The organism is Myxococcus sp. AM010, from assembly GCF_013372585.1.
GTDB lineage: Bacteria > Myxococcota > Myxococcia > Myxococcales > Myxococcaceae > Myxococcus > Myxococcus vastator.
The window spans coordinates 73,168-98,001 of record NZ_JABXEO010000014.1; the positions used below are offsets into that span (position 1 = coordinate 73,168).

General features: G+C 71.8%; 20 protein-coding genes. 5 read left to right on the forward strand and 15 right to left on the reverse strand.

Annotated elements, in window-relative coordinates; all coding sequences use genetic code 11:
• Positions 1-40: 40 nt before the first annotated feature.
• The 9 genes from HV826_RS10155 to HV826_RS10195 form a co-directional block, all read right to left on the reverse strand.
• Entirely contained in the window at positions 41-778 is a 738-nt protein-coding gene (locus HV826_RS10155) for an SDR family oxidoreductase (RefSeq protein WP_163777764.1), read from the reverse strand.
• Positions 756-2,150 carry an NAD(P)/FAD-dependent oxidoreductase gene (locus HV826_RS10160; protein WP_176416800.1) on the reverse strand — a complete coding sequence of 465 codons (1,395 nt, stop codon included), beginning with the start codon at positions 2,148-2,150 and terminating at the stop codon, positions 756-758. The genes HV826_RS10155 and HV826_RS10160 overlap by 23 nt, the downstream gene beginning before the upstream one ends.
• On the reverse strand, positions 2,143-3,423 hold the full coding sequence (gene kynU, locus HV826_RS10165) for a kynureninase (protein WP_176416801.1): 1,281 nt from the start codon (positions 3,421-3,423) through the stop codon (positions 2,143-2,145). Before kynU ends, HV826_RS10160 begins: the two co-directional genes overlap by 8 nt.
• Positions 3,420-4,436: an amidohydrolase family protein gene (locus HV826_RS10170; RefSeq protein ID WP_176416802.1), complete on the reverse strand. Its 1,017-nt coding sequence runs from the start codon at positions 4,434-4,436 to the stop codon at positions 3,420-3,422. The genes kynU and HV826_RS10170 overlap by 4 nt, the downstream gene beginning before the upstream one ends.
• Positions 4,433-4,957: a 3-hydroxyanthranilate 3,4-dioxygenase gene (gene nbaC / locus HV826_RS10175; RefSeq protein ID WP_176416803.1), complete on the reverse strand. Its 525-nt coding sequence runs from the start codon at positions 4,955-4,957 to the stop codon at positions 4,433-4,435. The genes HV826_RS10170 and nbaC overlap by 4 nt, the downstream gene beginning before the upstream one ends.
• Positions 4,958-5,389: a RidA family protein gene (locus HV826_RS10180; protein ID WP_176416804.1), complete on the reverse strand. Its 432-nt coding sequence runs from the start codon at positions 5,387-5,389 to the stop codon at positions 4,958-4,960.
• A 31-nt stretch (positions 5,390-5,420) separates the two neighbouring features.
• Positions 5,421-6,863: an aldehyde dehydrogenase gene (locus HV826_RS10185; protein ID WP_176416805.1), complete on the reverse strand. Its 1,443-nt coding sequence runs from the start codon at positions 6,861-6,863 to the stop codon at positions 5,421-5,423.
• A gap of 225 nt (positions 6,864-7,088) precedes the next feature.
• On the reverse strand, positions 7,089-7,595 hold the full coding sequence (locus HV826_RS10190; RefSeq protein WP_176416806.1) for a DUF2243 domain-containing protein: 507 nt from the start codon (positions 7,593-7,595) through the stop codon (positions 7,089-7,091).
• The gene (locus HV826_RS10195) at positions 7,592-7,849 is read right to left on the reverse strand and encodes a hypothetical protein (protein ID WP_176416807.1); all 258 of its coding nucleotides are present in this window, start codon (positions 7,847-7,849) and stop codon (positions 7,592-7,594) included. The genes HV826_RS10190 and HV826_RS10195 overlap by 4 nt, the downstream gene beginning before the upstream one ends.
• A 160-nt stretch (positions 7,850-8,009) precedes the next feature.
• On the opposite strand from HV826_RS10195, the gene HV826_RS10200 reads away from it, so the two are divergent.
• Entirely contained in the window at positions 8,010-8,792 is a 783-nt protein-coding gene (locus tag HV826_RS10200) for an SDR family oxidoreductase (RefSeq protein ID WP_176416808.1), read from the forward strand.
• Positions 8,793-8,816: 24 nt separating this feature from the next.
• On the opposite strand, the gene HV826_RS10205 is transcribed toward HV826_RS10200, so the two are convergent.
• On the reverse strand, positions 8,817-9,425 hold the full coding sequence (locus HV826_RS10205; protein WP_176416809.1) for an outer membrane beta-barrel protein: 609 nt from the start codon (positions 9,423-9,425) through the stop codon (positions 8,817-8,819).
• 196 nt (positions 9,426-9,621) lie between these two features.
• Between HV826_RS10205 and HV826_RS10210 the strand changes: the two genes are divergently transcribed.
• Positions 9,622-10,407, forward strand: coding sequence for a 2-keto-4-pentenoate hydratase (locus HV826_RS10210; RefSeq protein ID WP_176416810.1), 786 nt, complete (start codon positions 9,622-9,624; stop codon positions 10,405-10,407).
• A gap of 9 nt (positions 10,408-10,416) precedes the next feature.
• Here the strand turns inward: HV826_RS10210 and HV826_RS10215 are convergent, their stop codons facing one another.
• Positions 10,417-11,901 carry an FAD/NAD(P)-binding protein gene (locus tag HV826_RS10215; RefSeq protein WP_368670887.1) on the reverse strand — a complete coding sequence of 495 codons (1,485 nt, stop codon included), beginning with the start codon at positions 11,899-11,901 and terminating at the stop codon, positions 10,417-10,419.
• A 168-nt stretch (positions 11,902-12,069) separates the two neighbouring features.
• On the opposite strand from HV826_RS10215, the gene HV826_RS10220 reads away from it, so the two are divergent.
• Positions 12,070-12,657, forward strand: a complete 588-nt coding sequence (locus tag HV826_RS10220) for a cysteine dioxygenase family protein (protein ID WP_176416812.1) — start codon at positions 12,070-12,072, stop codon at positions 12,655-12,657.
• On the opposite strand, the gene HV826_RS10225 is transcribed toward HV826_RS10220, so the two are convergent.
• The 3 genes from HV826_RS10225 to HV826_RS10235 all read right to left on the reverse strand — a co-directional run bounded on the left by HV826_RS10225 (position 12,587) and on the right by HV826_RS10235 (position 16,441).
• Positions 12,587-13,588 carry a sensor histidine kinase gene (locus tag HV826_RS10225; RefSeq protein ID WP_176416813.1) on the reverse strand — a complete coding sequence of 334 codons (1,002 nt, stop codon included), beginning with the start codon at positions 13,586-13,588 and terminating at the stop codon, positions 12,587-12,589. The genes HV826_RS10220 and HV826_RS10225 overlap by 71 nt on opposite strands.
• A 165-nt stretch (positions 13,589-13,753) precedes the next feature.
• Positions 13,754-14,785: a hypothetical protein gene (locus tag HV826_RS10230; RefSeq protein ID WP_176416814.1), complete on the reverse strand. Its 1,032-nt coding sequence runs from the start codon at positions 14,783-14,785 to the stop codon at positions 13,754-13,756.
• 246 nt (positions 14,786-15,031) lie between these two features.
• On the reverse strand, positions 15,032-16,441 hold the full coding sequence (locus HV826_RS10235; RefSeq protein ID WP_176416815.1) for a serine/threonine-protein kinase: 1,410 nt from the start codon (positions 16,439-16,441) through the stop codon (positions 15,032-15,034).
• 239 nt (positions 16,442-16,680) lie between these two features.
• On the opposite strand from HV826_RS10235, the gene HV826_RS10240 reads away from it, so the two are divergent.
• Both HV826_RS10240 and HV826_RS10245 read left to right on the forward strand, forming a co-directional pair.
• Positions 16,681-18,987, forward strand: coding sequence for a PAS domain S-box protein (locus HV826_RS10240; RefSeq protein WP_176416816.1), 2,307 nt, complete (start codon positions 16,681-16,683; stop codon positions 18,985-18,987).
• Positions 18,984-20,756: an OPT/YSL family transporter gene (locus HV826_RS10245; protein ID WP_176416817.1), complete on the forward strand. Its 1,773-nt coding sequence runs from the start codon at positions 18,984-18,986 to the stop codon at positions 20,754-20,756. Before HV826_RS10240 ends, HV826_RS10245 begins: the two co-directional genes overlap by 4 nt.
• On the opposite strand, the gene HV826_RS10250 is transcribed toward HV826_RS10245, so the two are convergent.
• Positions 20,749-24,762, reverse strand: a complete 4,014-nt coding sequence (locus HV826_RS10250; RefSeq protein ID WP_176416818.1) for a serine/threonine-protein kinase — start codon at positions 24,760-24,762, stop codon at positions 20,749-20,751. The two genes, HV826_RS10245 and HV826_RS10250, sit on opposite strands and share 8 nt — an antisense overlap.
• Between the last annotated feature and the right edge of the window lie 72 nt (positions 24,763-24,834).

Consider the following 24,834-nt stretch of genomic DNA (forward strand, 5'->3'; position numbering starts at 1 on the left):
CGGCGTGGCGCCCGGCGAGGTCCGCGTCCGGCTGACGCGCTCAGAAGCCTCGCTGCGCGCCGCCGTCCACCGCGATGGACTGACCGGTGATGTACGACGCCTGCTCGGAGGAGAGGAACGCCGTGAGCGCGGCCAGCTCCTCCGGGCGGCCCAGCCGCCGCGCGGGAATCTGCGGCGCCACCTTCTCGTCCGTCAGCCCGAGCTGCTGCATGCGCTCGGTGGCGTGGTAGCCCGGCAGCACCGCGTTCAGCGTGACACCGTGCTGCGCCACCTCGTTGCTCACCGTCTTCACCAGCCCGAGCAGGCCCGCGCGCAGGCCGTTGGAGATGGTCAGGTTGTTCATCGCCTCGCGCGCGGCCAGCGACGTCACCAGGACGATGCGGCCCCACTGGCGCTCCTTCATCCCCGGGAGCACCGCCTGGATGCCATCCACCGCGGCCATCCACAGGCTCTGGAAGCCGAGCTGCCACTGCTCCGCCGTCAGCGACTCGAAGCCGCCCGCCGGCGGCCCGCCCGTGTTCACCACGAGGACGTCCACGCCGCCCAGCTTCGCGGTGACAGCCTCCACCAGCGCCTTCGCCGCCCCGGGCTGCGTCAAGTCACACGGCACCGCGAGCGCGGCGCCCAGCGTCTTCGCGGCCCGCTCCAGCTTCTCTCCACCGCGCGAGCAGATGGCCACCGTGGCGCCTTCCTTCACCAGCGCCTCCGCGATGGCGTAGCCCAGCCCCGCGGACGCGCCCATCACCAGCGCGCGCCTACCCTTCAGTCCGAAATCCATCCGCGTGCTCCTTCATGAATGGCGCCAGCCGGCTCCGGATGAGCTCCGCCGCGCGCGTCAGGTCCACGTCTTCCGCCCGCGCCAGGCCCTCGCTCAGCTCGGAGACGATGCCGTCCGTCAGCGCGCCCACCTGATAGGCCAGCCGGTACGGCACGCGGCTGAAGCTCACCAGGGAGTAGCGGCTGACGAACGCGTCCGGGAAGGCGTTGAGCAGCACCTTCTCCACGGCCTTGCGCAACTGGAAGCGCGGGTCGCCGGCGCTGTCGCGCATCTCGACGAAGTTCTCCACCGCCATGTCGGCGATGGCGTCCGCGTTCGTCTTGCGCAGGCGCTCGAAGTCCGTGAAGACCTGCTCCCAGCCTGCGCCCTGGCCCAGCAGTCGGTCCAGGACGACGCAGTCCTCGAAGCCGCAGTTCATCCCCTGGCCGAAGAAGGGGACGATGGCGTGCGCCGCGTCGCCCAGCAGCAGCGTCTGCCCGCCCGCGTGCCAGGGCGCGCCCTTCACCGTCACCATGCTGCCCGTGGGGCGCGAGAAGAACGCCTCCACCATGTCTGGGATGAGCGCCTTCGCGTCAGGGAATTGCGCGTCGAAGAACGCCTCCAGCTTCGCGGGCGTGTCCAGGGACGCGAAGCTCACCGGCCCCTGCCAGGGCAGGAACAGCGTGCAGGTGAAGCTGCCGTCCTCGTTGGGCAGCGCAATCAACATGAACGTGCCGCGAGGCCAGATGTGGAGCGCGTGCTTCTCCATCTGGAACGCGCCGCCGGGGCCCGCCGGAATCGTCAGCTCCTTGTACCCGTGGCCGAGCTGCTCCTGCGTCCCCTGGAAGTCCGGCCGCTGCTCCAACGCCTGACGGATGGCGGAGGCGGAGCCGTCCGTGCCGAACACCACGCGGCCGGGCTCCTGGCGCACCTCGCCGGTCGCATCGTCGTGCACCGTGAGCGCGCCTGAGCCGAAGTCCACCGCGGTCACCCGCTGCTTGAAGCGGATGTTCACCTTGCCGGTGGCCTCCGCCGCCGTCATGAGGAAGGCGTTGAGCCACGCGCGCGACAGCGAGTTGATGTGCTGCGAGTCATCCTTGCCGTAGGGCTGGTAGACGCATTCGCCCCGGGGCGGGTGAATCATCCGCCCGCGCATCGGGATGGCGTGCTTCAGCGCCTCGTCCTCCAGGCCCACCTGCCGCAGCGCATGGAGCCCGCGCGTGGAGATGGCCAGGTTGATGGAGCGCCCCGCGTCGACCAATTCGCGCCGCATGTCCGGGCGCCGCTCCAGCAGCTCCACGGCGTGGCCCCGGCGCGCCAGGTAGATGGACAGCAGCGCGCCCACCAGCCCCGCGCCCACCACGGTGACGGTGTCCTTGCGCGCCTCACTCACGGGCGTGGCCCTCCAGCGTCTTCACGAAGCGGTACACGTCCGTGAAGGAGTTGTAGAGCGGCGCGGGCGCGGCGCGGATGATGTCCGGCTTGCGGAAGTCGCAGATGACGCCCGCGTCGCCCAGCCGCTTCAGCAGGCCCTGGGGCTCGCCCCTGAAGCGCAGGGAGAGCTGGGCGCCGCGCTGCTTCACGTCCCGGGGCGTGGTGATGCGCACGAAGCCCTCGGGCAGCTTGTCCAGCAGGAACTCCATGAAGCCGGTGAGCCGCTCGCTCTTGGCGCGCAGCGCCGCCATGCCGGCCTGGTCGAACAGCTCCAGGGACGCGCGCAGCGCCGCGAGCTGGAAGATGGGCGGGTTGGAGAGCTGCCACCCCTCCGCGCCCGGCAGCGCGCTGAAGGTGGGCCCCATCTGGAAGCGCGTCTGCTTGTCGTGGCCCCACCAGCCCTCGAAGCGGGGGAGGTCCTTCGTGTTCGCGTGCCGCTCGTGGACGAACACGCCGCCCAGCGCGCCCGGGCCCGCGTTGAGGTACTTGTACGAGCACCACACCGCGAAGTCCGGCCCGTCGTCGTGCAGCGACAGCTTCAGGTTGCCCGCGCCGTGCGCCAGGTCGAAGCCGACGAAGCAGCCCTTGGCGTGCGCGGCCTTCGTAATCGCGGCCAGGTCGAACGCCTGCCCGGTGAGGTAGTTCACGCTGCCCAGCATCACCAGCGCCACCTCGTGGCCGTGCTGCTCCAGCGTGGCGAGGATGTCCTCGGTGCGCAGCGTCTCCTCACCCGCGCGAGGCTTCAGCTCCAGCACGGCCTCGCGCGCGTCGTAGCCGTGGAAGCGCACCTGCGAGGCGACGGCGTACTGGTCCGACGGGAAGGCGCCGGCCTCCACCAGGATTTTGAAGCGCTGCTTCGTGGGCCGGTAGAACGACACCATCATCAGGTGCAGGTTCACCGACAGGGTGTTCATCACCACGACTTCCAGGGGCCTGGCGCCCACCAGCCGCGCCGCCTGCTCGGTGACGAGCTCGTGGTAGTGCAGCCACGGGTGGCGGCCCTGGTGGTGGCCCTCCACGCCCAGCCGCGCCCAGTCCTCCAGCTCCTCCTGGATGTAGCGCGCGGCGTTGCGCGGCTGGAGGCCCAGCGAGTTGCCCGCCAGGTACACCACCGGCTCGCCGTCCGGGCCGGGTGGGAAGTGGAACGCGTCGCGATAGCCGCGCAGCGCGTCCTCGGCGTCCAGCTTCCGCGCGAAGGCCTCGGAGTCCTCGAAGGGGTACGGCGTCGTCATGGTGCGAAGTCCTCGGGGGCGCGTCCCAGCCAGTCGAAGGCGTTGCGCCAGAGCAGCCGCTCACGCGCGGCGGGCTCCAGCTCGGTGAGGGACTCGATGAGCGTGCCCGGGCGGTCCTCGCCCAGGGGGAAGGGGTAGTCACTGCCGAGCGCCACCTTGTCCTGGCCGAAGAGCCGGACGATGTAGCGCAGCGCGTCCGCGTCATGGACCAGCGAGTCCACCCAGAAGCGGCCCAGGTAGTCCCGGGGCGGCACCTTGTTGTCCACGGCCACCAAATCCGGCCGCGCCTCGAAGCCGTGCTGAATCCGGCCGAGTGTGTGGGGGAACGCGCCGCCGCCGTGCGCGAAGGCGAAGCGCAGCCTGGGCAGCCGCTCCAGCACTCCGCCGAAGAGGATGGAGCAGATGGCCAGCGACACCTCGGCCGGCATGCCCACCAGCCACGGCAGCCAGTACTTCTGCATCTTCGCCTCGCCCATCATGTCCCACGGGTGGACGAAGACGGACGCGCCCAGCTCGCTGGCGGCCTCGAAGAAGGGGAACAGCGCCGGGTCGGACAGGTTCCAGTCGTTGACGTGCGAGCCAATCTGCACGCCCGCGAGCCCCAGCTCCTTCACGCAGCGCTCCAGCTCGCGCACCGCCAGCTCTGGGGACTGGAGCGGCACCGTGCCCAGGCCCACGAAGCGCTTGGGGTGCGCGTGCACCACGGAGGCGAGGTGGTCGTTGAGGAAGCGCGCCAGGTCCGCGCCGTGCTCCGGCTTCGTCCAGTAGCCGAACATCACGGGGATGGTGGACAGCACCTGGACGTGGACGCCGGCCGCGTCGCACTCCTCCATGCGCTTCACCGGGTCCCAGCAGTTGCTCTCGATTTCGCGGAAGAACTTGCCGTCATCGCGGAGCATGCGCGCGCGGCAGGGCGCGTGGTGGTCCAGGGTGATGAAGCCGCCGTCGCCGTAGCGCTCGGCGAAGCGCGGCAGGTGGGCGGGGAGGAGGTGCGTGTGGATGTCGACCTTCAACGGGCGGGGCCTCCCTTGACGACCTGGGTTCCGCACTTCTTGCAGGTGCAGTTGTCGGGGTTGCCGTAGAAGTGCTCGAAGATGGGCGGCAGCTGCGTCACCAGGTTGGTGACGTGGACGAACTCCTCATAGAGCTTCTCGCCGCACCGCGGGCACAGCCACATGAAGCCGTCCATTTCCTTCGGCTGGCGGCGGCGCTCCAGCACCAGGCCCACCGTGCCCGCGGGGCGCTGCGGCGAGTGCGGCACGTTGGGCGGCAGCAGGAAGATTTCTCCTTCCTGGATGGGGATGTCCTGCACCTGGCCCTCGTCGATGACCCGCAGGTTCATCGTGCCCTCGAGCTGGTAGAAGAACTCCTCGCCCTCGTTGATGTGGAAGTCCGTGCGCGCGTTGGGCCCGCCGACGACGGTGACCATGAAGTCGCGGTCCTCCCACACCTGCTGGTTGCCCACGGGGGGCTTGAGCAGGTGGCGGTGCTCGTCAATCCACTTCTTGAAGTTGATGGGAGTCAGGCGGCCCATTCATTCACCTCCGATGGTGGCGATGCACTTGAGCTCGATGGCAATCGGCGTGGGCAGCCGGTTGATTTCAAGCGTGGTGCGGCACGGCGGGTTGTCCTTGAAGTACTCCGCCCACAGCCGGTTGTAGGTGGGGAAGTCCTTCTTCATGTCGGTGAGGTACACCGTCACGTCCACCAGCTTGTCCCAGGACGAGCCCGCGTCCTCCAGGATGTAGCGGACGTTGCGGAACACGGAGTGGCACTGCGCCTCGATGTCGTACGAGACGATGTGGCCCTCCGCGTCCAGCTCCACGCCGGGAATCTTCTTCGTGCCGCGCTCGCGCGGGCCCACGCCGGACAGGAACAGGAGGTTGCCCACGCGCCGGGCGTGGGGGTACAGGCCCACCGGCTCGGGGGCCTTCTGCGAATCGACTCGCGCGCTGTCACTGCTCACGGCGTGCTCCTCACGTGGGGGCTAGGGGGGCTCACAGCTTGATGCAGACGTTCTTCGGCTCGGTGAAGAAGCGCAGCGCGTCCCAGCCGCCCTCGCGTCCCACGCCCGAGTCCTTCACGCCGCCAAAGGGCGTGCGCAAGTCGCGCAGCATCCACGTATTCACCCAGACGATGCCGCTGTGCAGCCGCGAGGCGAAGCGGTGCGCGCGCTTCACGTCCTGGGTCCACACGCTGGCCGCCAGGCCGTACTTCGTGGAGTTGGCCCACGCCAGCACCTCGTCCTCCGAGTCGAAGGGCATGATGCTGGCCACCGGGCCGAAAATCTCTTCCTGGTTGGTGCGGCAGTCCGCGTCCAGGCCTTCAATGAGGGTGGGCTCCACGAACCAGCCGTCGCGGCAGCGTCCGGGCACGCTGGCGCGCTGCCCGCCGGTGAGCACGCGCCCGCCCTCCTGCTTCGCGAGGCTCACGTAGCCCAGCACCTTGTCGAAGTGCTGCTGCGACACCAGCGCGCCCTGGTCCGTGCCCGCCTCCAGCGGGTCACCCACCTTGAGCGCGCGCGTTCGCGTGACGAGCGCCTCCTTGAAGCGCTCGTAGAGGGGCCGCTGCACGAAGATGCGCGGGCCGCAGAGGCAGATTTGCCCCTGGTTGGAGAAGGACGAGCGCAGCGTGGTGGCCAGCGCCTCGTCGAAGTCGCAGTCCGCGAAGATGACGTTGGGATTCTTCCCGCCCATCTCCAGCGACAACTTCTTGAACGCGGGCGCGGCCACGCGGGCAATCTCCGCGCCGGTGCGGGTGCTGCCGGTGAAGGAGATGGCGCTGATGTCCGGGTGCTCGCTCATCGCGGCGCCCACCTTGGGGCCCAGGCCGTGCACCAGGTTGAGCACGCCGGGCGGCAGGCCCACGTCGCGGCAGACCTGGGCCAGCAGGTACGCCGTCATCGGCGTGACCTCGGATGGCTTGGCCACCACGCAGTTCCCCATGGCGAGCGCCGGGGCAATCTTCCACGTCAGCAGGTACAGCGGCAGGTTCCAGGGGGAGATGCAGCCCACCACGCCCAGCGGCGCGCGCAGGGTGTAGTTGAGGGCCACGTCGTCCGTCTGGTGCGCCTCGCTGGAGAACTGCGTCACCGCGTCCGCGAAGAACTCGAAGTTGAGGATGCTGCGCGGGATGTCCACCGTGGCGGCGACCGACAGCGGCTTGCCGGTGTCGATGGACTCCGCGCGGGCGAAGCCGTCCAGGCGGCTCCGGATGCCGTCCGCGAGACGGCGCAGCATGCGCGAGCGCTCGGTGGCTGGGGTGGCGGCCCAGGCAGGGAAGGCCCGCGCTGCGGCCTCCACCGCGTGCTGGACGTCGGACGCGTCGGAGTCCGGGACGTGGGCGTACGTCCTGGCAGTGGCGGGCTCGGGCTTGTCCAGCCACCCGCCGCCGCGCGCGGGCAGCAGCTCACCGCCGATGTAGTTGAGCACCTTCTCCATGGCCGAGCCCTCCGGTAGCGCCTGCCCACGGACCCGGCGGCGGTGAACCCCGCCAGCCCTGTGGAAGGGCGCGCAATGTACGCCGCCCCTCCGTGCCTCACCAGCACCACGCGCGCCCGCAGTCCACTGTCATGGAATCGTGGCCGCCCGCCCGGAAGGCCCGCGCAATGCCGCACTGCGCGAACGCGCGAGGACCGCCAGCGTCGCCAAGGGGTGAAGCTGCTGTCAGTGCGCCGGGTGGGGCACACGCAGTCCGCCTCGGGGGACCCGGTCCTCGCGGCCCGCGCGTCCCAACGCCCAGCCCGCGGCGATGAGCAGCGCGCCGAAGACGAGGAAGCCCACATCCCACGCGAGCTGGTCCGGCCCGGGCTTCACGTGGTGCAGATCGAAGAGCTGGTGGTCGAGGATGCCCTCGACGACGTTGAAGAAGCCCCAGCCCGCCAGCATGGCGCCCGCGAAGGTCCGGGTGGACCACGGCACGTCGGAGCGCTGCCCCGCGCGCCACAGGACCCACACGCCCGCGAGCGTCACCACCCAGGTGAGCGCGTGGAAGAGGCCATCCCAGAACATGTTCACCTTGATGCTGACCACGTCATCGGGCGGCAGCGGTGTGGAGAGCATGTGGTGCCACTGGAGAATCTGGTGCAGGAGGATGCCATCGACGAAGCCGCCCAGGCCCACGCCCAGCAGCAGTCCCGCGAGCACGAGCGGGCCGCGATTCCGGCCACTCACCGGGAGCGCTCCCGCCCCTGTCTCCGTGCGCGCTGCTTCACCGGCGCGGGGGCAGGGACTTCTCGCGTGGCGAAATACAGCGCGCTCACGATGAGCAGGAGGATGAGGAAGGGGTGGAATGTGAGCAACAGCCGGCCCCAGAAGTGCTCATCGAAAATGGCGGCCACCACGTCGGGGCGGCAGGTGGGGCATGCGGAGGCCGCGGTGGTCGTCAGCAGCCCGGTGGTGAAGCCCGTGAGAATGCCTCGCTTCATGTGTCGCCCTCCCCTGGGTGGGCGGGAAGCTCACCACCCCGCCAGGACGCGGCAAGCCACGAGGCCGCCCGGCAGCCCCGCCTGCCGGGGCGGATGGATGTTCGCGGGGCAGCCACGCTCGAGCCGCTCGGCTATAAGGCGGCACCTGGAGGAGACATCCATGTCGCGGAAAGTGGCGCTCATCACCGGAGCTTCGGCGGGTTTGGGAGAGCAGTTCGCACACCTGTTCGCGAAGGATGGACACGACGTCATCCTGGTCGCGCGCAGCGCGCCGCGGCTGGAGGCGCTGGCGGTGAAGCTGGAGCAGGCCCATGGGGTGAAGGCACACGTCTTCCCATCGGACCTGAGTCGGCCGGAGGCTCCCGAGCAGCTCTTCGAGGCCGTGCGCGCGAAGGGGCTGGCGGTGGAGTTCCTGGTGAACAACGCGGGCTTCGGTTCGTGTGGCCCCTTCCTGGAGCAGGACCTGGCGCGCGAGGCGGAGATGGTGGAGGTCAACTGCACCGCCCTCCTGAAGCTGTCGCACCTGTTCGCGCGGCCCATGCGGGAGCGGGGCAGCGGGCGCATCCTCAACGTCGCCTCCACCGCGGCCTTCCAGCCCGGGCCCTTCATGGCCACGTACTTCGCGACCAAGGCCTTCGTGGTGTCCCTGTCGGAGGCGCTGGCGCACGAGCTGAAGGGCACGGGCGTGACGGTGACGTGCCACTGCCCGGGCGCCACGCACACGGAGTTCACCCAGCGCGCCGGCAACGGCCAGACGCGGCTATTCCAGCGGCCGGGCGTGGCCAGGGCGGAGGACGTGGCCGCCCATGCCTACGCGATGATGCTGCGCGGCCGGGTGCTCTCCATCCACGGACTGCTCAACTGGGTGGGGGCGTTGGGCGTGCGCTTCAGCCCGCGCGTGGCGGTGCGAGCGCTCGCGGCCAGCCTCAACCAGCAGGGCTGAGGCTGGCGTCCACTGCGGCGCGCGTCAGTTGTACGTCGCGGAGAGGACGATGGACACGTTGGTGACGTTCCAGTTGTCATTGTTGCTGTCGTCCCGGATGCGGCCCAGCGCCAGCTCGGCGCCGATGCCCAGGCCCCAGTTCTTGCTGACCCACCACTCCTTGCCGATGCCCAGGTGCAGGCCGCCGCCCAGGTCCGTCTCCGCGACATTCTCGCCCTGCTCGGTGATGGAGAGCTGGGTGTAGCTGATGGCGCCGGACAGGTAGATGTTGGCGGGCATGAAGTAATAGGTGACGCCCAGGCCCACCGCGCCGAAGTTCTGGCTCCACTCCTCGTTCGCGTTGTCGACGGAGAGGTCACCCACCTGGATGCTCGGGTTGGGTGCGCCGGCGCCGTAGAGCTTGCCGTAGAGGATGAAGTTGTTGAAGAGCGCGAAGCCGATTTCGGCGTTGATGTTGGCGCTGGCGCCCTTCACCGCGACCTCGGGCGAGAAGTCGGCCGCCGTGGCTCGCAGGTGGCCGCCGCCCACCTGCAGGCGCAGGTAGAAACCGTCGTGGACGTGCTCGTCGTATTCCTGGGCGTTCGCGGCGGTGGCGGTGAAGAGCAGGGCCGCGATGATGCTGGGGTAGCGCATGAGAACAGCTCCTTGGGAGAATCCCACCCGGCCGGGGGTTGCCGCGCTATGTAGCACGGCGCGCTGGACGTCCGCGTCCACCCCGGTCCGGGTTCGCGGCGCTTGCGCGTCCGCGTCCGGGTGCCGGAAGCTCCGCGCCACCACCCGGGCGGTGCGCCATCCTGGCGTGGCCGGAAAGACGAAGAGAGGGACGGGGATGACCGCGACCGTGGACCACGAGGCACTGGCACATATCCTGGACTCGGCCAGGCTGGAGCGCCGCGAGGTGGCGCCCCTCACCCGCGAGCAGCCCACGCTGAGCGTGCCGGAGGCCTACGCCATCCAGGAGGCGGGAATCCGGCTGCGCCTGTCCCACGGCGAGCGCGTGGTGGGCTTGAAGATGGGCCTCACCTCCGAGGCCAAGCGCAAGCAGATGAACCTGGACTCGCCCGTGTACGGCGTGCTCACGGACCGGATGCAGGTGCCCGCCGACGGCGTGATTCAGCTGTCGCGGGGCGTCCACCCCAAAATCGAGCCGGAGATTGCCTTCCGCACCGCCCGCGAGCTGCGCGGCACGGTGACGCGCGACGAGGTGCTGGACGCCTGCGAGTCCGTGTTCGCGGCGATGGAAATCCTCGACTCGCGCTACCGCGACTTCAAGTACTTCTCCCTGCCGGACGTGGTGGCGGACAACGCGTCCTCCTCGCTGTTCGTGCTGGGCACCACCGAGCATCCCCCGCGCGCGCTGGACCTCACGCGGCTGGAGATGACGATGTCGGTGAATGGCGAACCCGTCCAATCCGCCCGCTCGGATGCCATCTCGGGGGACCCCGTCATCTCCGTCATCCAGCTGTGTGAGCTGCTGGCCCAGCGCGGCCAGGTGTTGCCCGCGGGGAGTATCGTGCTCGCGGGCGCCGCCACCGCCGCGCACATGCTGCGCCCGGGGGACCGGGTGCAGCTCACGGTGGAAGGGCTGGGCATCGTGGCGGTGTCCGCCGAGTAGCGCCCGGCGCTACTCGGCGAGCGGAGCGCCCGCCGCTTCCATCGCCGGATGCGGCGCGCGCGTGGATGACAGGCGCTGGAGCAGGTGCCACGCGAGCTCCCGCGCCTGTCCTCGAATCTCGGGGACGGCCGTCGTCTCCCACAGCTCGCCCCGGCGCGGCGGGCCCAGCGTGTAGAGGCGTCCGGAGGCGCGTCCGCCCGCGTCCAGCAGCGCGCCGTCCGCGTCCGTGGCCAGCCCCATGCCCAGGGCGTCCGAGCGCGCGCGCCCTGTCTCCACCAACCCCCCGAGCACTGGATGGCCGCGCGTCATGCTGCCCTCCGGCCCCGTGCAGTTGATGACGTGCTGGACGCGCAGCACCTCCTCTGCGCCCTGGCCCCGCCGCCGCACGCGGACCGCCACGCCGGACGCCTCCAGCGCGAAGCCCTGGAGGCGCGCCGCATGGAGCGTCAGCCGGCCCTCGCGTCGCAGCCGCTCCACCTTCTCGCCGATGCCAGGCGCCATCCGGTGCCGGTGCACGTCCCAGTACGCGCGCAGGTGCCGGAGGAAGCGCCGCCGCTCGCCCACCGGCAACCGCCGCCACAGCGGTATCGACACGGGCCGCAGCGCGTCCACCACCGCCCGCCAGTCCGCGCCCGCCTCCTCCGCGCGCCGCACCTCCCGGCGCAAGAGGTGGAGGATGGCGCGGATGCGCACGGGGCGCGTGCCCGCCGCGCTCACGTCGCCGCGCCCGCGCCGCACCTCCTGGCGCAGGGCCCGCAGCGCCTCCCGGAGCCCGGGCGAGGCATAGGCCGTGGCGCCCGCCTGGAGTGTCTCGTGGTGCACGTGGGGCAACAGGCCGTGCCGGGACAGCGCATGGAGGTGCCCCTGGTGTCCCTGCTCCACCAGCGACAGCACGGTGTCCACCATGGTGAGCCCCGTGCCGATGAGCAGCACGTCGTCGGTGGCGGCCACGCCCCGGAGCGCAGCTTGCGCCCAGGGGGAGCGGTGATAACGGCGGCTGGCGTACAGCCCGCCGTCGGGCACGCGCGGGTTGGCGGGCAGCGCATTGCCCAGGGCCAGCACCACGGTCCGGGCCTCCAGCTGGTCCCCGCTCGCCAGCGCGACGCGCACCGTGCCGTCGTCCGTCTCCTCGACCGAGGCGACGTCGCGGGTCACCACTTCCAGGTGCACGCCCGGCGCGGCCTGGGCGCGTGCCTCGCGCAGCACCGACTCCAGGTAGCGGCCATAACGCTGGCGGGAGATGAACGCGCCGGGCGCCGTGTCGGGCAGCTCACGGCGCACCCAGCGCAGGAAGTGCTCCGGGTCGTCCGCGAAGGCCCCCATCCGCGCCGCTGGCACGTTCAGCAGGTGACACGGGCTCGTCGTCGAATACGCCAGCCCCAGGCCCGCCCGCGCGCTCCGCTCCACCAAGGCCACGTGGAGCGGCCCCCGCGCGCTCCTCAGGAGGTGCACGGCCAGCAGCGTGCCGCTGGCGCCTCCCCCCACGATGGCCACGTCCCAACACCCCAGTGCTCGCACGCACCCATCGTAGGTCCTGGCACGCCCGCTGGCATCCGTTGGAGGTGGCCGGGTGTCCAGGCGCCGGACCTGGATGCCCGGCGCTCCTCCCTGGGCAGGGTGCCGCTTCGTGCTCACATTGCCTCGCACACGCGGGGGAACATCATGCGCGCGCCCATCATCGACCAGCGTGAGCACGGCGCCGTGGCGCGGGCGCTGCTCGGCTGGCCATTGCCGGAACAGACAGAGGACGTCGTCTCCCTGGTGTGGCTGGTGGAGCGGCTGCGCTCCAGCAAGCTCGATTGGGGACTGCTGGACAAGCTGGTGCGCTTCGAGCCCTCGGGCTACTCGCGGCAGACGCTTGCCCGGACGCCCGCGTGCGAGCTGCTGCTCGTCTCCTGGCTCCCCGGGCAGGCGTCCCGCGTCCATGACCATGGCGGCTCCGGGGGCGCCTCCTGGCTGGTGCGGGGCCTGCTGCGGGAGACGCGCTTCGCGTGGGCGGGGGACCGGCTGGTGCCCCAGGTCATCGTGGGGGCGAGCGAGGGCGACCTCCTGCTGGAGTTCCCGGACACCATCCACCGCATCGACAATGCGTCCCGCCGCGGGGCGGTGTCCCTGCACCTCTACGCGCCGCCGATGCAGGGGATGACGCCATACGATGCGAGCCTGGCGCCGGAGTCGCTCAAGCCACCGCGTCCGCCTGCTGCGGAGCGCGAGGCGCCTGGGCGAAGGCGCCGGCCACGGGCAACGTGACGCGGAAGATGCTGCCCCGCTCCGGGGCGCTCTCCACCGTCAGGGTGCCGCCCAGCGACGTCACGATGCCATGGCACACCGCCAGCCCCAGGCCCGTGCCCACGCCCAGGGGCTTGGTGGTGAAGAACGGGTCGAAGATGCGCTCGCGGTGCTCGGGGGAGATGCCGCAGCCGGTGTCGCGCACCTCCACCGCCACCCGGCCGGCCTTCGCCTCGAGGGCGACGACGTGGACCTCGTTCTTCTCCACCTCGCCGGGGACGATGGACTGCGCCGCGTTGAGCAGCAGGTTGAGGAACACCTGCCCCAGCCGCGCGCCGTTGCCCTGGACCGGCGGCAGGCCCTCACACTCCACCACCAGCCGCGCGCGGTGCCGCAGCTCGTGCATGGCCATCTTCGCCGCCGTGCGCACCACCGAGGCCAGGTCCGACGGGCCCGTGCCCACGTCCTCCGCGCGTGACAGCGTCTGCAAGTCACGGACGATGAGGCGGATGCGCTCGGCGCCGTCGCGCGTCTCCGCCAGCGCCTCCAGCACCTCCTGCCGGTCCTGCTCGGAGAGGTGCTCCTTCTGCTGCAGCTCCTGGTGGATGTACTCCAGGTTGCTGAGGATGAAGGCCAGCGGGTTGTTGATTTCGTGCCCCACGCCCGCGGCGATGCGGCCCAGCGCAATCAGCCGGTCGGCGAACAGCAGCTGCGCCTGGGTGGCGCGCAGCTGCTCCAGGCTGCGGGACAGCTTGACGTTGGCCGCCTCCAGCGCCGCGGTCCGCTCACGGACCGTCTCCTCCAGCAGCGCCGCCTCCCGTGTGGAGGGCTGCGGCGCGCGAAGCCGCGCGCCATTCATGGCAGGGGCCTGGAGCGTGTCGAAGGCCCGCCGCAGCGTTCCGCGCCGCTGCGCCACCGCGGACATCAGCATCACCCTCGCTCGCAGCGTCATCGCGTCCGGCTCCAGCGGTGTGGTGTCTGTTCGTGGAAGAGCCACGAGTCGCGACAGACCCGCGTAGTCAACACTGTCATGGCGGTCAGGGGCAAGGGACGGAAGGGGGGTGACAGCGTGCGCCGCAGGACGGAGACGGTGTGTTCCAACCGAGCACCCGCTGCTTCAGTCGGGGCACGTGCCGCAGTCCGCCTGGCAGCTTCCCGCCGCGACGCCGCTGCCGCAACGCTCGGTGAACTGACAGACGCCATCTCCGCAGCGGTGGATGTCGCGCGGCTGCAGGCGCGTCGTGAGCGGCTGGAAGGCGCGTCCGTTGTACGTGCAGGTTTCGTAGTAGGGCGTTTCGCCGGTGGAGGGCGGGTTCTTCTTGCCCGCGTCCCAGTCAAAGGGGAGGGCGTCGGTGGCGGCGCGTTGGCAGAGCGACTCGCAGGTGCCCGTGTGGATGATGGGCAGGCAGTCCGCCTGGGCGGGGTTCGAGGCAAGGCCGCAGGCGCGCACGCTGCTCTCGTCCTCGCGCAGGTAGCCGCGGTCCGTGGCGGCGAAGACGCCGGTGCCGTCGAAGAGGTTGCCGAAGAAGCACGCCTCCCGCTCGCTGAACGTCGACAGCTCCTGCTCCGTGTACGACAGGGCGCCGCCCCGCGCGTTGCGGCCCAGCACGGAGATGGCGACGGAGAGCCCGAACTTGTTCGCGTGGGCCGCCAGGCAGGCGGAGACAATCTCCTCCTCCTGGGGCGTCGCCGGTGCGCCCGTGGCCCAGTTGTGTGCCAGACCCAGGCCTCCTTCCCAGGTGTACTTCACCCCCGTCACCGGGTGGGTGTACTTGCGCTGCTGATTCTCCTTCGCCGCGCACCGGATGATGTAACGCATGATTTCATCGGCTTGGATGGGGTCCTGGTTGAACCAGTTGGAGAACCCAGCCGAGGAGAGCCCGGTGGTTGACAAGCCATTGGTGGACAGCCCGTTGGTTGAAAGGCCGTTGGTTGATAAGCCATTGGTCGACAATCCGTTGCCTGATTCGGCCGCCGTGCGGGCTTCGGACAGCGTCCAGGTATCACCCTCGGGTTCCGCTGGACCACATGCCCCGCCTCCGAATCCCAGCGCCAGGCTCAATAGCCCCCCGGCGATGCGCGGCCGGCGTAGGTGTTTCAGGCAGGGATTGATTTGGATTCCAGACAGAGACGCTGGCATGAAATGCATGGCTCTCCCCCGTTTCAGGGAGCGAGCAATGCCAGCTCCCCGGATGCCATCAGCTCCAGCTCCCACGAACTAAAACACTGTCGCTGATGGATGAAGCCAGTGTGACGGTGTTCAAGTCGTGAGAAAATATGGCTCGGCGGGAAAATTCGGGTAGGGGTCTGCCCGGAGACACCTGGTGTGTGTCATGGGCGACGACGGCGCTCCTACTTGCTCGCAAGGTGATAGCGGATACGGGCTTTCCGCCAGCTAATCGCTTTCGTCGAACTCCAACGCGAGCGATGCGGCCGGCGTGAGCGCGAAGCCATCCGCGGTGCGCAGGCGCCAGGTGCCCACGTCGGTGACGGGGCCTCCCACGACCTCGGACTCCGAGGCGTCGCCACGCGTCTCCGCCTGGCCCAGGTGGAGGCAGAGGTGGACGCGGGCATTCACCGGGTCCGCCAGCTTCTGCGCCATGTCCTGGAGCACCCGCAGCGTGCGCTCCGCCTCGCGCAGGTACTCGGTGCGCTCGGTGGTGGGGGCGCCGTGGTCCAGCGGGTGCACGGCCAGCAGGGAGGTGCCGGACTGGAGCGCCAGCAGGAAGCCGCCGCCGCGCAGGCCCTGCTCCAGCCCATCCAGCACGTCCGCGAGCACCGCGTACACGGCGTCGTCATCCTGGGCGGAGGCGGCGAGCACGACTTCGGCGTGGACGGCGAGCGCCAGCCGCGTGCGGCGCGTGGGCTGGACGGGCTCCTCGGCCGCTTCGCTGAGCGCGGCGAGGAAGGCCGTCACGCTGCCGAAGCGGCGGCCGCCGTCCTTCTCCAGGCAGCGCAGCACCACCGCGTCCACCGCCGGGGACACCGCGGCGATGGCGCTGGGCCGGGGCGCGGGCGCCTCCAGGTGCAGCCGCTCCAGCTCCATCCGGTCCTCGCACTGGAAGGGATAGCGGCCGGTGATGAGCTGATGCAGCAGCACGCCCAGCGCGTAGATGTCCGTGTGCGGGCCAATGGGGCCGCCGCGGAACTGCTCGGGCGCCATGGCGTGCGCGGTGCCCAGCCGCTGGCCGGCGATGGTGAGCCCTTCCTGCGAAGGCTCGGCGTGCAGCAGCTTGGCGATGCCGAAGTCCAGCAGCTTCACCCGGGGGTGCTCGCCTTCCTCCACGACGAGGATGTTGCTGGCCTTCAAGTCGCGGTGGACGACGCCCGCACGGTGCGCGGCCTCCAGCGCGCCGCAGACGGGCTCCAGGTACGCGCGCGCGCGCGTCGACGACAGCCGGCCGCGCTCCAGCACCACCTGGCTCAGCGTGCGGCCGGTGAGCAGCTCCATGACGTAGTAGGGGCTGCCGTCCGGCATCAGCCCGAAGTCATAGACATCCACGATGTTGGGGTGGCGAATCTGGTTCACCACGCGCGCCTCGCGCACGAAGCGCTTGAGCATCTCCCCCTGGTCCGCCAGGTGCGGGTGGAGGACCTTCACCGCGGCCCGCCGGCCCAGGATGCGGTGCTCCGCCTCGTACACGCTGCCGTGCCCACCCGAGGCGAGCAGCGCCTTGAGGACGTACTCCCCGGCCAGCGTGCCCGGGCCTTGCTGGGCACGCGAAGGGTCGCTCTGGGACCGCTCGGATGCATGCAGGTCCGCGCGGGCCTGGATGCGAAAGGTGCTCTCGGAGTCCGCCGCCATGGGGTGCCTCATCCTTACACCTTTCCCCAGGGAGTCTGCGCTGACGCCGGATTGAATTCCCGCCGCGCCGCGGCATCGCGGTGTGCGCGTTGGCCACCCACCGGGGAGGACGTGGGCGCGTCCCGCGGGGTGTTCGCTGGCGGAAGGTCTGCTGCCCTGGAGTCGGGGGGGATTGGACGGAGGGGCCCTGGCACTGATGGGATTCAGGGGGCGTGACGCTTCGTACGGGGAGAACGGGGATGGCGGGTGAGCGGGGCTTCGGGCGGGCGCCGGGGGGCTGCGACATGACGACGCTGGACGAACTCACGACGTGCGCGGGGCTTGCCTTGGCGCCACCGTCCTCCACGGGAGCCTGTCTCATCCTCATCAGCACCACCACGCCGGCGGCCATCGGCAAGGCCTATCGCCTGGACCCGGGCGAGCACATCATCGGCCGCGGCTCCGAGGTCACCGTGCGCATCGACGACCACGGGGTGTCGCGCAAGCACGCGCGCATCGTCCGCGCGAGCGACGGTGCCTGCCACGTGACCGACCTGGACTCCACCAACGGCACGCTGCTCAACGGCGTGCCCGTCAGCACCGCCGAGCTGATGGAGGGGGACCGGCTGCAGATCGGCACCGTCACCGTGTTCCGCTTCTCCAAGCGCGAAGTCCTGGAGCATCGCGAGGAGCAGCTCCGCCAGGCGCTGACCGCCGCGCGCGTGGGCATCTGGGACTGGAACGCGCAGAGCGGCCGGGTGACGTGGAGCGAGCAGGTGGACCGGCTGCTGGGGCTCCCCGTGGGGAAGCTGTCCGGCCGCGCCATGGAGCTGTCGGAGGTGGTGCACCCGGCGGACCTGCCGCGCGTGAGCGAGGTGCTGGGCGCCGCGCTGGAGAAGAAGACGCAGGTGGACGTGGAGTACCGCATCGAGCCGCAGGGGAGCGGCTGGCGGTGGATTTCCTGCAAGGGTGACGTGCTGTGTGACGCCTCGGGCGCGCCGGCGCGGGTGACGGGCACGGTGATGGACATCACCGCGCGCAAGCTGGCCGAGCAGGAGCTGCACCGCCAGTCGCTCATCTTCGAGAGCATCTACGACGGCGTGGTGATTACCGATTTGGGCGGCGGCATCATCGACTGGAACTCCAGCGCCGAGCGCATGTTCGGGCGGCAAAAGTCGGAGGCGCTGGGCCAGACGCTCTTCAGCGTGCTGCACCCGGACGAGCCCGACCGGCTCACCGGCCTGATTCTCACCGCCTTGGACAAGCAGGGGCGCTGGTCCGGAGAGATGGAGTTCAAGCGCCGCGACGGCACCACCTGCTGGTGCGAGTCCGTCGTCGTGCCGCTGCGCGACAGCGAGGGGCGCGCCATCGCCAACATCATGGTCCACCGCGACACCACCGAGCGCAAGCAGCTCCAGGCGCACCTCGTGGTGGCGGACCGGCTGGCGTCGGTGGGCACGCTGGGCGCGGGCGTGGCGCACGAAATCAACAACCCGCTGGCCTACATGCTCGTCAACCTGCACCTCATCCGCGAAGGGCTGGAGCGGCTGGAGAGCCAGGCGCCCGCGGCGCCCGTGGCGTCGTTGCAGCAACTGGTGCGTGAGACGGCGGAGGGCGCCGAGCGCATCGCCACCATCGTCCGCGACCTGAAGGTCTTCTCGCGGGGTGAGCAGGAGGCGCGGCTGATGCCGGTGGACGTGCGCCGGGCGGTGGAGCTGGCGTGCAAGATGGCGGACAACGTCATCCGTCACCGGGCGCGGCTGGTGACGGAGTTCGAGCCGGTGGCGCCGGTGGAGGCCAGCGAGTCCCGGCTGTGTCAGGTGTTCCTCAACCTGCTGCTCAACGCGGCGCAGGCCATTCCGGAGGAGGGCACGCCGGGCGTGGACCACGAGATTCGCGTGGTCATCCGCGCCGGAGAGAAGGACCGGGTGGTGGTGGAGGTCCGCGACACGGGCATGGGCATGGGCCAGGAGGTGCTGGGCCGCATCTTCGACCCGTTCTTCACCACCAAGCCGGTGGGCGTGGGCACGGGGCTGGGGCTGTCCATCTGCCACGGCATCATCGAATCCATGGGCGGCTCCATCCAGGCGGAGAGCGAGCAGGGCCGGGGCAGCACGTTCCGCGTGGTGCTGTGCGCCGCCACGCGCGAGCTGGAGGTGCTGCCGCGCCTGTCCGCCGCCATGCAGGCCAACGCGCGCGCGCGCATCCTGGTGGTGGATGACGAGCCCAACGTGACGTTGTCGCTCCAGCGCTCGCTGGCCGCGGACCACGAGGTGGCCACCGCGAACAGCGCCCAGGCCGCGCTGCGGCTGGTGAGCGACGGTGGCCGCTTCGACCTCATCCTCTGTGATGTGATGATGCCCGGGATGACGGGCATGGACCTGTACCACGAGCTGGGCCGCTGCGCCCCGGAGCAGGCTGGACGCATGGTGTTCATGACGGGTGGCGCCTTCACACCGCGCACGGTGTCCTTCCTGCGTGACGTGCCCAACGCCAAGATTGCCAAGCCGTTGGACCTGATGCAGCTGCGCGAGCTCGTGGGCCGCTCCGCCGAGGCGGGGCGATGAGCCACCCGGAGAGCGGCCTCTCTGGAGCGGCCCCTTCAAAGGCCGCGCCCTCCCTGTCCCTGGTGACGGAGCGCCCCGCGGCGCTGGAGTTGACGGCGCGCGCGCTGGGCATGGGCCTGCTCATCGGCGGGCTGCTGGCCGTCACCAACGTGTACATGGGGCTGAAGACGGGCTGGTGGGAGAGCGGCTCCGTCACCGCCGCGGTGCTGGGCTTCAGCGCGCTGGCCTCGGTGTCCCGCAGGCGCGGCGTTCCCTATACGCCGCTGGAGAACAACCTCACGCAGACGGCCGCGGCGTCCGTGGGCGCCATGCCGGCGGCGGCGGGCCTCCTGGGCGCGCTGCCCGCGCTGACGTTGCTGGGCACCTCCGTCCCGGTCTGGGGCGTGGCGGTGTGGAGCGTGGCGCTGGGCGTGCTGGGCGTGCTCGCCGCGCACTTGTTGCGCAGGCGGCTGGTGGCCCAGGAGGCCCTGCCGTTTCCCACCGGCATCGCCACCGCGGAGCTGATTACCGCGATGCACGCGTCCACGGGCGACACGGTCCGCGCGGGCCGTGGACGGCTGCTGGCGGGCGCTGGCGCGGTGGCGGTGGCGGTCACCGCGGCGAGGGACTCGCTCAAGTGGCTGCCTGGGATGACGGCGCTGCCCGGCACGCTGGCGGGCCTCCCCGCCGCGTCGCTGACGTGGGGCGTGGGGTGGAGCCCCATGCTGCTGGCCATTGGGATGATGACGGGGCCGCGCCTGGGCTTGAGCATGCTGGTGGGCGCGGCGGTGGCGTGGGGCGTGCTGGCGCCGGGGCTCGCGGGCGCGGGCGTGCTGGCGGACACGCGCTACGAGACGCTCTCCGCCTGGCTCACGTGGCCGGGCGTGGGGCTGATGGTGGGCTCGGCCCTGGCGGCGCTGCTGGCGCAGGCGCGTGACTTCCTGAGCGCGGCGCGGGACGTGGGCAGTTTGGGGCGGGGCGCGGCGGTGCCGCGCTGGGCGCTGGGCGTGGGCCTGGTGGCGTGCGTGCTGGCGGCGGTGGTGGGCGCGGCGCTGTTCGGCCTCAGCGTGCCGTACATGCTGCTGGCGCTGGTGCTGGTGCTGCCTCTGTGCGCGGTGTGCGCGCGCGGCGCTGGACAGGTGGACGTGTCTCCGGTGACGCAGATGGGGCAGGTGACGCAGGTCATCTTCGGCGCGCTGCTGCCGGGGGCCATGGCGCCCAACGTCGCCGCGGGCGCGGTGGTGTCGGGCGCGGCGGCGCAGACGGGCGTCAGCATGTGGTCGCTCAAGGCGGGGCACCTGCTGGGGGCCTCCGCGCGCCACCAGCTCGTCGCGCAGCTGGTGGGCGTGTTGGCCGGGTCGGTGGTGGGCGTGCCGGTGTACCTGCTGCTGTCCAGGGCGCATGGCCTGGGCTCGGAGGCGCTGCCCGCGCCCTTCGCCCACCAGTTCCGCGCGGTGGCGGAGGTGGCGGTGCGGGGGCTGGACGGGCTGCCGCCTCACGCGGCGCTGGCGGCCTGCGTGGCCGTGGGCGTGGGCGCGCTGCTCACCGGGGTGTCTCGTGGCCAGGCGGCGCGGTGGCTGCCGCTGCCGGTGGCGCTGGGTATCGGCTTCATCCTGCCGGCCTACTACGCGGTGACGCTGTGCCTGGGCGCGCTGGGGCTGGCGGCGGCGCGTTGGCGCTGGCCCCTGGCCGCGGACCGGGACACGTCCACGCTGGCGGCGGGCGCCATCGCGGGCGAGTCGTTGGCGGGCGTGCTCATCGCCGCGCTGATGGCCTTCGGCCTCACGTAGCCGGCGAGGGCTCGCGCACCTTCGCCAGTGAGCGGCGGATGCGGCCCTCCATGAGGTTGGGCACGTGCCGCGCGCGCTCCAGGGCCTCGCTCAGCACGCGCGCGGCTTCTTCCCGGTCGCCCCGGCGCAGCGCCGCCAGCCCCATCATCTCCAGGACCTCCAGCGGCTCCTGCTCCACGGACACCTGCGCGGAGCGCTCGCGCAGGGACCACCACGCCTCGGGGGCGGCGTCGCGGGTGGCCAGCTCCACCATGGAGAAGAGGACCTCCTCCGACGGGCTCAGCTCCACGCCCGGCGGGCCCTCCGCCATCACCTGCCGCACCTGGGCCAGCACCTCGCGGGCGCGGGTGTGCCGGCCCATCCAGGCCAGGGCCCGGGCCTGGAGCAGCAGGGCCCATGGGCGCGACGCCACCTCCGGGTGCCGCCGCTCCAGGGCCATGGCGCGGGTGATGTGGGGCGCCGCGGCGTCGGCGTCGCCGGCCTGGTAGTGCAGCTCTCCGAGGTTGTGCTCGGCGAAGTACTCCCAGCCCACCATGCCCAGCTCGCGGCCCAGGTGCATGAAGCGCTCCTGGTCCTTCAGCGCCCGCGTCAGCTCCTTGCGCGCCACCCACAAGTTGCGCCGGTTGTTGATGGCGCTGCCCAGGTGGAAGAGGTCGCCGCGCTCGGTGCAGGCGGTGATGACCTCGGTGAGCACGCGCTCCGTCTCGTCGATGTCGCCCAGGTTGGGGAGGATGACGGCCAGCAGCAGCTGCGCCACCACCTGCGTCTCGTAGCCCGCGTCGCCCAGGCGGCGGGCGCGCTCGGCGGCGGCCTCCAGCGGCATGCGCGCCTCCTGCCACTCGCCCTTGCGGAACTGGGCGCGTCCCAGCGCCAGCAGCAGCCGCGCCTGCACGTAGGGCGAGGACACGGTGGCCGCCAGGTGCTGGGCCTCCAGCGCGCGGGCCTCGCTGCGCGTGTAGTCGTTCACCCAGTCCAGCGCCATGGCCTCGTCCAGCAGCAGCTCTACCTCCGTGCGCGTGTGGCCCAGGCGGCGGGCGCGCTCGCGGGCCGCGGCGAAGTCCGCCAGCGAGTCGTCATACCGGCCAATGCGGATGCGCATCAGGCCCCGGCCGCGCAGCGCGGTGAGGCAGCGCAGCTCGTCGGTGGGCTCCAGCAGCTCCAGCGCCCGCGTGTACATGGCCTCGGCGTCGAGGAAGGCGTGGCGGCCCCGGGCGGACTCGGCCAGGTCGATGGAGAGCGCGGCGGCCTCGTCGCGACGCCCGGCGGCGGCCGCGTGCAGGGCCAGGCGGGGCAGGCGCTGGCGCTCAACGGCCCCGGCCGCGCTGAGGAAGTAGCGGTAGGCGGCGTGGTGGATGCGCTCACGCTCGGCGGCGGGCAGGTTGGCGGCCACGGCTTCGCGGAGCAGCTCGTTGCGGAAGCTCAGCCCTTCGTTGCGGTGGGACACCAGCAGGCCTGAGTCCAGGAGCCGCCGGGTGGCGTGGCCCGCGTCCAGGGGGAAGCCGCCCGCGGCCCCTTCGCGCTCCAGCTCGCGCACCACGCCCTCCGCCGTGGCCGCGGTGAAGTCCGTGCCCAGCATCGCGCACAGGCGCGCGTGCGCGGCCAGCGATGGCGGCAGCGCGCCCAGCTCACGGTCCGCCAGCCACTCCACCAGCCGGAGCTCGGGCACCTTCTCCAGCCCGTCCGTGACGAGGTACCAGCTCCCGCCCGGCGCGCGCTGGCGCACCAGGCCCTGGCGCTTGAGGCCGCGCACCAGCTCCACCAGATAGAGCGGGACGTGCTGGGCGCGCTCGACGATGCGCTCCACCGCCTGCGCGGGCACGTTCTCCACCGGCTTGAGCAGCAGGCGGCACAGGGCCTGGGCCTGGTCGACCGCCAGCGCCGGCAGGGACAACGTGGCCTGCTTCGCGGCGCGCGTGCCCCAGGTGGGGCGGCTCTTCTCGAAGCCGGGGCGCGCCAGCACGCAGACCCACAGCGGGACGCTGGCCTCGGCGAGGCAGGCGTACTCCAGCGCGTCCAGCGCCGTCTCCTCCGCGAAGTGCGCGTCGTCCAGGACGAGGCACAGCGGGCGCTCGCGGGCATTGGCGGCCAGCAGCTCACCCGCGGCGCGCATGGCCAACGAGCGCAGCGCGCCGGGCGCGGCGGCCCAGCTCTGGAGCTCCGGGCCCCCAGGCGTGTACCAGCCCAGCGTGGCGGCCACGCCGGGCCACAGCTCGGTGCCCAGCGTGGGGCCCAGGCGCTGGAGGATGGCGGCGCGCGTCTGCTGCTCGGTGTCCGTGTCGTCGCGCTCGAAGGCGTTGAGGGCGCACCGCAGCAGCGTGCGCAGGGTGCCGTCGGGGTCACCCTGCACCGGCTCCCGGGAGCGCGAGCTGTACACCCGCGCGTGGGGCAGCATCAGGTGGAGGCGGCGGGCGAGCGTGGCGGCCAGGTGGCTCTTGCCCAGGCCTCGCTCGCTCAGGACGGTGACGATGGTGGGCGTGGCGCCCCCCACCGCGGAGCGCGCGCTCTCCAGCAGCTCGGCCAGCTCCGCCTCGCGGCCCACCAGCACCTCGCTGCCCAGCTGGAGGACGGTGATGTCCGGACGGGGCGCGGCGCCCGGCGGCGCGGGGCGCAGGAGCCCCCGCAGCTCCGGCACCTCCATGCAGGGCACCTCGGGCACGGCCTCGGCGGCGGCGGGAGACAGCAGGAGGCCATGGGCCTCGGGCCCGCCGGGATAGCGGTCCTCGCGGGACAGGATGGCGCCCAGGTAGCGCGGCGCGCCGGTGGGGCGGCGCTGCACGGTGACGGCGGACACGTCCACGAGGCCGTTGGGCGACAGGCCCCGCTCCGCCAGTCCCTCCGCGGCGCGCATGGCGCGGCGCACCGGGTTCTCTCCCGCGTCCGGGTCGAAGACGGCGGCGATGCGCTGGGCGTCGGAGAAGGCCAGGTGGCCGCCATAGGAGGCCAGGGCCTTCTGGAGCGACACGGGGTTGGCGCGCGAGGTGAGGAACAGGATGGCGACGGAGCGGCGCACCTGGGCGGGGCGCGGCTCGCCCGGCGCCGCGGGCCGAGGCGTCGCGGGCGCGGTGGCGCGGTGGGCGTGCTCGAAGGCCTCGCGCAGCGCGCTGCCCAGCGCGGCGGCGCTCTCCGGACGGCGCGCGGGCTCCTTCGCCAGGCAGCGCAGCACCACCTCCTCCACCGCGGGCGGCACGGGCGCGAAGTCGGACGGGGGCGGTGGGCGCAGCGACAGGTGGGCCTGGAGCACGTCCGGGGTGGGGCCGAAGAAGGGTGGCCGTCCGGTGAGCATCTCGTAGAGGAGGACGCCCAGCGCGTACACGTCCGTGCGCGCGGAGATGTCCGCGGTGCCCGTACACTGCTCGGGGGCCATGTACTCCGCGGTGCCGGCGAAGCCAGACGCGTCGCTGGGCGTGGAGGCCTCGCTGGGCAGCGGGGCGCTCTCCGTGGTGGCGCCCCGCACCAGGCCGAAGTCGAAGACGCGCACGCGGCCCGTCGCTTCATCGACGAAGAAGTGCTCCGGCTTGAGGTCGCAGTGGGCCAGCCCGTGGGCGTGGACCTGGGCCACCGTGTCCACCACGGCCAGCGCGCGGGCGGCCAGCTCTTCGGCGGGCAGCCGCCCCTCGGCGCGGGCCAGCCGGTCCGCCAGGGTGGGCAGCGGCACGTACTCCATGGCCAGGAAGCGCGCGCCGCCCGTCAGCGCGCCCGTCTCATAGAGCGCGGGCACCGTGGGTGGCCCGAGCACCCGCAGGGCCTCCGACTCACGGGCGAGCTGGGCCCGGCCCAACCCGTTGCTCCCACGCGCCACCTTGATGGCCACGCGTTGACCGTCCGCTTCGCGCAGGGCGTCCAGCAGCACGCCGAAGCCCCCTTGCGCGAAGACGCCGTCCACCTGGTAGCCCGGAACGGCGGGCACGGGGGACGGCGAGGGGGTTTCTCCCTGGGGAGGCGGTCCTGGCGGGCACGGCGCATGGGAGCCTTCCCAGCGCCGTCCGCATGTCTGGCATCGCGGCACCAGGGGACTCTACGTCAGGTGTCCGCCGGTTTCAGAACCCCCGGGGGCGTCTACGTACCATCCCGGGGGTCC

Bases quoted from the DNA above. Each gene is read 5' to 3' on its own strand.
- HV826_RS10185 (WP_176416805.1), bottom strand. From the start codon at position 6,863: ATGGAGAAGGTGCTCAACTACATCGGCGGTGAGCTGCTGCCCGCGCGC.
- HV826_RS10200 (WP_176416808.1), top strand. From the start codon at position 8,010: ATGTCGCGGAAAGTGGCGCTCATCACCGGAGCTTCGGCGGGTTTGGGA.
- HV826_RS10220 (WP_176416812.1), top strand. From the start codon at position 12,070: ATGCGCGCGCCCATCATCGACCAGCGTGAGCACGGCGCCGTGGCGCGG.
- HV826_RS10225 (WP_176416813.1), bottom strand. From the start codon at position 13,588: ATGACGCTGCGAGCGAGGGTGATGCTGATGTCCGCGGTGGCGCAGCGG.
- nbaC (WP_176416803.1), bottom strand. From the start codon at position 4,957: ATGGGCCGCCTGACTCCCATCAACTTCAAGAAGTGGATTGACGAGCAC.
- HV826_RS10230 (WP_176416814.1), bottom strand. From the start codon at position 14,785: ATGCATTTCATGCCAGCGTCTCTGTCTGGAATCCAAATCAATCCCTGC.
- HV826_RS10235 (WP_176416815.1), bottom strand. From the start codon at position 16,441: ATGGCGGCGGACTCCGAGAGCACCTTTCGCATCCAGGCCCGCGCGGAC.
- HV826_RS10195 (WP_176416807.1), bottom strand. From the start codon at position 7,849: ATGAAGCGAGGCATTCTCACGGGCTTCACCACCGGGCTGCTGACGACC.
- HV826_RS10205 (WP_176416809.1), bottom strand. From the start codon at position 9,425: ATGCGCTACCCCAGCATCATCGCGGCCCTGCTCTTCACCGCCACCGCC.
- HV826_RS10155 (WP_163777764.1), bottom strand. From the start codon at position 778: ATGGATTTCGGACTGAAGGGTAGGCGCGCGCTGGTGATGGGCGCGTCC.
- HV826_RS10240 (WP_176416816.1), top strand. From the start codon at position 16,681: ATGGCGGGTGAGCGGGGCTTCGGGCGGGCGCCGGGGGGCTGCGACATG.
- HV826_RS10245 (WP_176416817.1), top strand. From the start codon at position 18,984: ATGAGCCACCCGGAGAGCGGCCTCTCTGGAGCGGCCCCTTCAAAGGCC.
- kynU (WP_176416801.1), bottom strand. From the start codon at position 3,423: ATGACGACGCCGTACCCCTTCGAGGACTCCGAGGCCTTCGCGCGGAAG.
- HV826_RS10210 (WP_176416810.1), top strand. From the start codon at position 9,622: ATGACCGCGACCGTGGACCACGAGGCACTGGCACATATCCTGGACTCG.